We start from the raw sequence: 5,260 nt of genomic DNA, 5'->3' as shown, positions 1-5,260 counted from the left end.
TGCGTCTCGAAATCGCCGCGCGCCAGCACTTCGCCGCGCTCCACCGTGCGCGCGAGCACGGGCGCAGGGGTGCCCGAAGGCGCGGCGGCAACGGCCGCAAGGACGAGGAGCGCGCCCGCCAGCATCAGACCGACTGCGTCGAGGTCTGGAGCATCTCGTCGGCGGTCTTGAGCACGCGGCTGTTCATTTCATAAGCGCGCTGGGCGGTGATCAGCGCGGTGATTTCCGACACCGGGTTGACGTTGGATGCCTCGATGAAGCCCTGGCTCAGCGTGCCGTAGCCGGGCTGGCCGGGGGTGGAGACGATGGGCTGGCCCGATGCGCCGGTTTCCTTGAACAGGTTGTCGCCCACCGCTTCAAGGCCCGCCTGGTTGATGAAGGTGGCCAGTTCCAGCTGGCCCACGGTCTGCATTTCGACCTGCCCGTCCAGCTTTACCTGAACTTCACCGGTCTTGGAGACAGAAACGCTGACCGCCCCTTGCGGGATGGTGATGTCGGGCTGCACGCGGTAGCCGTCGGTGGTCACCAGTTCGCCCTGATCGGACAGCTGGAACGATCCCGCGCGGGTATAGGCAAGGTCGCCCGAGGGCAGCATGACCTGGAAATAGCCCTCGCCGTCGATGGCCATATCGTACTGGTTGCCGGTGTTGGTCAGCGCGCCCTGTTCGGTGATGCGGTAGACGCCGCCGGTCTTCACGCCCGCGCCGATCTGGATGCCGGTGGGCACCTTGGTGCCGTCCGAACTGGTCGCGGCGCCGGGTCGCGATTCCTGCTGATAGAGCAGATCCTGGAACTCCGCCCGCTGCCGCTTGAAGCCGGTGGTGTTCATGTTGGCGATGTTGTTCGAGATGACATCGACGTTGGTCTGCTGGGCCAGCATCCCGGTCGAGGCGATGGAGAGCGAACGCATGGGCGGTTTCCTCGGGAGCGTTAAGGGGGGCGGCGTTTAGGGGGGCTTTAAGGGGTTTCAGCCGATCTTGCTGAGGCGGTCGATTGCCTTGCGGCGCATGTCGGAAAGGTCGGCCGAAAGGCGCTGGCTGACCTGATAGGAGCGCAGCACTTCGACCATGCGGGTGGTCTCGGAAATGGGTTCGACGTTGGATGCTTCGATGCCGCCGCTGCGCAGGCGGGTCTGGGCGGCAGTCATCACCGAGCCGCCGCTGCCGGTCAGCACGCCGTCGCCGCGCGCTTCCAGCATGTTTTCGTCCGCAAAGCCGGTCACGGCAAGGCGGCCAACGGGATCTTGCCCGGCCATGACGGTGCCGTCTGCGGTAATGGAGACTTGCGCCAGCTGGTCGGCCGGAATGGCGATGGGGCGGCCGTTCTCGTCCAGCAGGCGCTGGCCGCCCGATGTCGCCAGTTCGCCGCTTTCCAGCACTTTGACGAAGCCGGCGCGGGTATAGCCGGTGGAGCCGTCGGGCATCTCGACGTTGAGATAGCCCGGCCCCTCGATCATCACGTCCAGCGGGTTGCCGGTGGCCTGGAACGCCCCTTGCGCGATATCGTGGACTTGCCCGTAATCGAGCACGTAGGAGGTCCGCCGCGCATCCTGAACCGGGGCTTCCTGCGCGTTCTCGACGTATTCGTGGAACACCGCCTGTTCGCGCTTGTAGCCCGCGGTGGAGACGTTCGCCATGTTGTTCGCCGCCACGTCCAGCTGGCGGCGCAGCGCCTGTTCGTGGCTGAGGAGGACGAAGGAGGAAACGTCCATCGGCGGACCTTTTCGCAAAAATCTTGGGCGAACCGGCAAGGCGCACCCCGACCGGCTCATAATCCACTATATAGGATTGAAACCGCGCGCGCGGACGCACATGCGAAACCGCGCGGGAATTTTCGAACGAGGTAGGCCAGGTGAGCGACGAAAAGACCGACGACATGCCGGTCGATGAGGCTGGAGCGAAGGCAAAGGGCGGCAGGAAGCGCCTGATCGCGATCGCCGTCGTCGCGGTGGGCATGCTGGCGGGCGCTGGCGGGGTCTACTGGTACACCCAGCGGGGCAGCGCGGACCATGCCGGGGAAAAGCAGGCCGAGGCGGCCGCCGCGGAAGGCGAGGCCGAAGGGGGGGAAGGCCATGGCGCGGCCGATGCCGATCCTACCGCATCCTACATCGAAGTTGCTCCGATGATGGTGAACCTGCGTGGCGGCGGGGCGCAGGCCAAGTTCGTGAAAGTGCGCTTCATCGTCGTCGCCGCCGAGGGCAAGACCGATGCGGTCAAGGGCCGCATCCCGGTGATCCTTGACGCGCTGCAGCCGTTCCTGCGCGAACTGCGCCCGGAAGACCTTAACGGTTCGGCTGCCGTGTTCCGCATCAAGGAAGAGATGATCCGCCGCTCCACGGCCGCGCTGGGCAAGGGCATGGTGCGCGACATTCTCATTCAGGATCTGATCCAGCAGTGAGTGGAGACGATCCCATCCGTCTGGCCGCCGTCGATGGCGAGGCGGTTCCGCGCAAGGGGCTGAAGGCCGTCCTTGAATCCAACGTCATCAATCACGAACGCCTGCCGATGCTGGAGGTGGTGTGCGAACGCATGGTGCGCATTTTCGCCACTTCGATGCGCAACCTGACCTCTGACGCGATCGAGGTGAACCTTGAGCGGATCACGTCTGTCCGCTTCGGCGACTTCATGGATAACATCGCGCTGCCCGCGATGTTCGGCGTGTTTCAGGTCAAGCCCTGGGAGAGTTACGGCGTCGTCACCGTGGATGCCGGGCTGATCTATGGCATCGTCGATGCGCTGCTGGGCGGACGGGGCGGCACGCGTTCGTTGCCGCCGGAGGGGCGCACGTTCACCACCATCGAATCCACCCTTGTCTCACGCGTGGTGCAGATGGCGCTGGACGACCTTTCCAGCGCCTTCGAGGAAATCGCCCCGGTCGCCATGGGACTGGAGCGCATGGAGCTTAGCCCGCGCTTCGCCGCCATCGCAGAGCCCAGCAATGCCGCCGCCGTGGCGACCTATTCGGTCAACATGGAAGGGCGCGGCGGGGTGTTCTCGATCCTGCTGCCCTATGCCACGATAGAGCCGGTGCGCGAAAAGCTGGTGCAGCGCTTCATGGGCGAAAAACTGGGCCGCGATCGCATCTGGGCCGCGCACATGGCGAGCGAGCTTTACAACACGCAAGTCGTCGTCGACGTGGTGCTGGGGGAAAAGATGATGTCCCTGCGCGACGTGCGCGACCTTCAGGTGGGCCACACCATCGCGCTCAGCAACAGCCCCGACGATGCGCTGCAGGTCCATTGCGGCGGAGTGCCGCTGGGCCGCGCGCATATCGGCCAGCGTTCCAGCAATATCGCCATCCGCATGGCCACAGACATCGCCAAGGGGTATCCGAAATGATCGCAGGATTTACTTGGGCAACCGTGATCAACCTGGCGCTGGTGCTGATGTGCCTTGTCGTCATGGTGCAGGCGATCCGCATGGACCGGCGCATCCGCGCGCTGCGTGACGGCCATCTCGATCAGGCGGTGGAAAGGCTGGACAACGCCACGCATCAGGCGCGTCTGGTGCTGACCGAACTGAAGCGCGTGCTGTCCACCGACGCGGCGGCGCAGGGAGAAATCCTGAACGCCGCGCGCGATCTGCGCGATGAACTTTCGGTGATGGTGGGCGTCGGCAATTCGGTGGCGGAACGCATCGTCGATGCCGCCGACAAGGCCCGCGCTGCCGAAGCGGGCGTGCGCCGCCGCTCTGCCCGCTGGCGTGACGATGCCGACGCGGTGCTGCGGGCAGAGGCGCAAACGCGGCCTGCAGATCCCGCTCCGGCGCCCGCTTCGGCCCCAACTTCGCCCCCAATTTCGGCCCCAATTTCTCCCGAAGAGCGCGAACTCAGCCGCATCGTCTTCGACCTCACCTCCAAGCGCGGCAACCGGGTCGCGTGATCAGTGCGCTGACCAGACCGACCCGGCTGATGCTGGGGGTTGCTGTGGCGGCGGCGGTGGCCAATGCCATCGCATTTGCCGCGTCGGCGGATATCGCCGGGGGTGCGCCGACAAGCCGCCTCGGTGCTTCGCTGCAGGATGCCGCAGCGAAGCGGAACAGCACTTCGGCGGCGGAAAAGCGCAAGCTGGACATGCGCGAACAGGCCGTGAAAGCCAGCGAGGCGCGCCTTGCCGGGCAGATCCGCCAGCAGCAGGAACAGCAGGCGGCGGCCGCGAAATCGGGGCAGGGCGCGGGCGCGGCAGGCGGTCCTTCGGTGCCCTATGACAACCTTGCGCGCATCTACCAGACGATGAAGCCCAACCGCGCCGGTCCGATCTTCGAAAAGCTGGATATCGACGTCCAGCGCGAAGTCGCCACCCGGATGCGCGAACGGGCGACGGCACAGATCATGGCCAACATGTCTCCGCAGGGCGCGGTTGCCCTGTCGATGGCGCTGGCGGGCCGCAAGGTTGTGCCGGCGGCGGCGAAAGCCGGGAAATAGCCCCCGCGCCCTATCGCTGCGCCGCGTAGACTTTCACGATCAGCACCTTGTCGATGCCTGCGGCCACCCGCTTTACCGGCGGCGCGACCATGGCGGACAGGCGCTCCACGTCCACCGGGGCAAACCGCGAGGCGCACAGCCGGGCGAATTCGATGACGGCGGGCAGCGCCGCGGCGCGCAGTTCGGGCATTCGCTTGCCCAGTTCGGCGGCCTCGTCTGCGCCTTTGGCCTGAAGGGTGATGGATACGTGCAGCACGCCGTCCAGTCGGCCCCCGTCGACGATCGGCACATCGATCGGCTCCATCGGCAGGAACGAAGGATCGATGGGCGGCAGTTCCACGGCCTTGCGCGGGTCGGTGTTGGCCCCCAGTCCGGGCCCCGCCCAAAGCAGCAGCAATGCCGGGAAAAAGAAACGGAAGCGGGGCATGCGAACTCCGGTGGCGGGGCTGTGCCTCTATAATAGGATGAAATTCAAGGAGTCCGTTTCAAGATGAGTAGCGATCGGCGTCCGGCCAAGGTCCGCGTGGTATCTGCGGGGCAGGGCGATGGCGTGGCCCTGCAGCCGAATGAGGATCTCAATCCGGGCCGCCGTCGTGGTGACCGGGCGGAAGCGGATGCGGTCGAGGTTGCGGGCGCGGTGCTGGCCGCAGGATCGCGGCAGGGGGGCAGCCTGCTGTGGGTCTTCGGCGCGCTGATGCTGTTCCTTGTCGGCGCGGCGATCGGTGGGGCGCTGCTGGTGATTTCCGGGATCGTCACGGCAGAGGCGCTGTGAAGCGGGCGCGGCTGCTTTCCGGGGCGGCGCTGGCGCTGGGCGCTTCGCTGCTGTGCGGAACCACGG

The 5,260-nt window shown here is 66.2% G+C and carries 8 protein-coding genes; 5 read left to right on the top strand and 3 right to left on the bottom strand.

Going from position 1 to position 5,260, the window contains the following annotated elements; all coding sequences use genetic code 11:
• Window positions 1–124: 124 nt before the first annotated feature.
• Together flgG and A8V01_RS26830 are read right to left on the bottom strand one after the other, a co-directional pair.
• Entirely contained in the window at window positions 125–910 is a 786-nt protein-coding gene (gene flgG / locus A8V01_RS26835; protein ID WP_103099297.1) for a flagellar basal-body rod protein FlgG, read from the bottom strand.
• A 57-nt stretch (window positions 911–967) separates the two neighbouring features.
• Window positions 968–1,711, bottom strand: coding sequence for a flagellar hook-basal body complex protein (locus A8V01_RS26830; protein ID WP_103099296.1), 744 nt, complete (start codon window positions 1,709–1,711; stop codon window positions 968–970).
• Window positions 1,712–1,851: 140 nt separating this feature from the next.
• On the opposite strand from A8V01_RS26830, the gene A8V01_RS26825 reads away from it, so the two are divergent.
• The 4 genes from A8V01_RS26825 to A8V01_RS26810 are packed head-to-tail and all read left to right on the top strand — an operon-like array spanning window position 1,852 to window position 4,422.
• Entirely contained in the window at window positions 1,852–2,397 is a 546-nt protein-coding gene (locus A8V01_RS26825) for a flagellar basal body-associated FliL family protein (RefSeq protein ID WP_245892860.1), read from the top strand.
• Window positions 2,394–3,338: a flagellar motor switch protein FliM gene (fliM, locus tag A8V01_RS26820; RefSeq protein ID WP_103099295.1), complete on the top strand. Its 945-nt coding sequence runs from the start codon at window positions 2,394–2,396 to the stop codon at window positions 3,336–3,338. Before A8V01_RS26825 ends, fliM begins: the two co-directional genes overlap by 4 nt.
• The gene (locus A8V01_RS26815) at window positions 3,335–3,880 is read left to right on the top strand and encodes a DUF6468 domain-containing protein (protein ID WP_103099294.1); all 546 of its coding nucleotides are present in this window, start codon (window positions 3,335–3,337) and stop codon (window positions 3,878–3,880) included. The genes fliM and A8V01_RS26815 overlap by 4 nt, the downstream gene beginning before the upstream one ends.
• Window positions 3,881–3,909: 29 nt before the next feature.
• Window positions 3,910–4,422, top strand: coding sequence for a MotE family protein (locus A8V01_RS26810; RefSeq protein WP_103099298.1), 513 nt, complete (start codon window positions 3,910–3,912; stop codon window positions 4,420–4,422).
• A gap of 10 nt (window positions 4,423–4,432) precedes the next feature.
• Here A8V01_RS26810 and A8V01_RS26805 read toward each other — a convergent pair whose 3' ends face one another.
• On the bottom strand, window positions 4,433–4,849 hold the full coding sequence (locus tag A8V01_RS26805) for a flagellar basal body-associated FliL family protein (protein WP_103099293.1): 417 nt from the start codon (window positions 4,847–4,849) through the stop codon (window positions 4,433–4,435).
• A gap of 63 nt (window positions 4,850–4,912) precedes the next feature.
• Here A8V01_RS26805 and A8V01_RS26800 point away from each other — a divergent pair, with 63 nt between their 5' ends.
• Window positions 4,913–5,194: a hypothetical protein gene (locus tag A8V01_RS26800; protein WP_103099292.1), complete on the top strand. Its 282-nt coding sequence runs from the start codon at window positions 4,913–4,915 to the stop codon at window positions 5,192–5,194.
• Window positions 5,195–5,260 lie beyond the last annotated feature (66 nt).

The sequence above is a fragment of the Novosphingobium guangzhouense genome (assembly GCF_002896965.1).
GTDB classification, from domain to species: Bacteria; Pseudomonadota; Alphaproteobacteria; order Sphingomonadales; family Sphingomonadaceae; genus Novosphingobium; species Novosphingobium guangzhouense.
The sequence above is the reverse complement of the archived record's forward strand: the minus strand, read 5'-3'. Positions and strand labels throughout refer to the sequence as shown.